The organism is Jiella flava, from assembly GCF_017349315.1.
GTDB lineage: Bacteria > Pseudomonadota > Alphaproteobacteria > Rhizobiales > Rhizobiaceae > Jiella > Jiella flava.
The window spans coordinates 1-1,162 of sequence record NZ_JAFMPP010000044.1 but is presented as its reverse complement, the minus strand read 5'-3'; the positions used below and the strand labels follow the sequence as shown (position 1 = coordinate 1,162).

The window sequence follows — 1,162 nt, the reverse complement described above, 5'->3', positions numbered from 1 at the left end:
ATACCAACGTGCGTGAAGCCTGACTCGCGAGGGATTTCCAAGGCGAGGAAAGTCTGAATCATTGATGGCAAACGGAGGTTTGCCATGGCGATACCGATCCCGCTGAGAACAGACTTCGACGGACCAACCCTCAGACTGTCCGCAAAGGCGACGAAGAATGCTGCCCAGGCCCGGCGCCTTTTGGCTCTGGCCGAGATCTACGACGGCGGCTCGCGCAGCGATGCGGCGCGGATTGGCGGCGTCACCTTGCAGATTATTCGCGACTGGGTGATGCGGTTCAACGCCCGCGGTCCCTGTGGGCTGATCAATGGCAAGGCTCCGGGCAACCGGCCGAAGCTGAACGACGCGCAGCGTCAGGCCTTGGTGGACGTGGTCGAACGGGGACCGATCCCGGCGATCCACGGCGTGGTGCGATGGCGGCGCAAGGATCTGGTGCGCTGGATCTTCGAGGAGTTCCGCATTGAGATCGACGAGACGACCGTCGGGCGCGAACTCAGGGCGCTCGGCTTTGCCAAACTCTCAGCTCGCCCGCGCCACCACGCCCAGAACGAGTTCGAGGTGGAGAATTTTAAAAAAGCTTTCCGACCGACCTGGCAGCCATCCAGACGAGGCTCCCGGAAGGCACCGAGATCGAACTCTGGTGGGCCGACGAGGCCCGGATAGGCCAAAAGAACAAAGTCACGCGCCGATGGGCCAGACGCGGAACCCGGCCCTCGGCTCCGAGCGACCTTCGCACCCAATGGGCCTACATCTTCGGCGCCATCTGTCCCAAGAAGGGCAAGGGCGCCGGTCTCGTCCTGCCCTATTGCGACACTGGCGCGATGAACGAGCATTTGAAGGAGATCAGTCTCTCCGTCGACCCTGGCGCCCACGCCGTCCTCATCCTCGATCAGGCCGGCTGGCACACGACGCCAAAGCTGGAAGTGCCGTCCAACATCACCCTGATGTTCCTGCCATCGAAGGCGCCCGAATTGAACCCGCAGGAAAACGTCTGGCAGTTCATGCGCGAGAACTGGCTGTCGAACCGCATCTTCCTCGACTACGATGACATCCTCGCCCACTGCTGTGACGCTTGGAACAAACTCGTCGACCAGCCGTGGAAAATCATCTCAATCGGCATGCGTGATTGGGCTCACGGGTTTTGATCAATGCCCGGTGGTAT

Annotated in this window: 1 protein-coding gene; it reads left to right on the top strand. The window is 61.4% G+C overall.

What is annotated here, in order from left to right; genetic code table 11:
- Positions 1 to 84: 84 nt before the first annotated feature.
- Positions 85 to 1,145 (top strand): IS630 family transposase gene (locus tag J1C48_RS18740; RefSeq protein ID WP_207259519.1). Its coding sequence is split into 2 segments (ribosomal slippage): positions 85 to 577 and positions 577 to 1,145, totalling 1,062 coding nucleotides; the frame shifts between segments, so codons are not numbered across the junction.
- Positions 1,146 to 1,162: the final 17 nt, after the last annotated feature.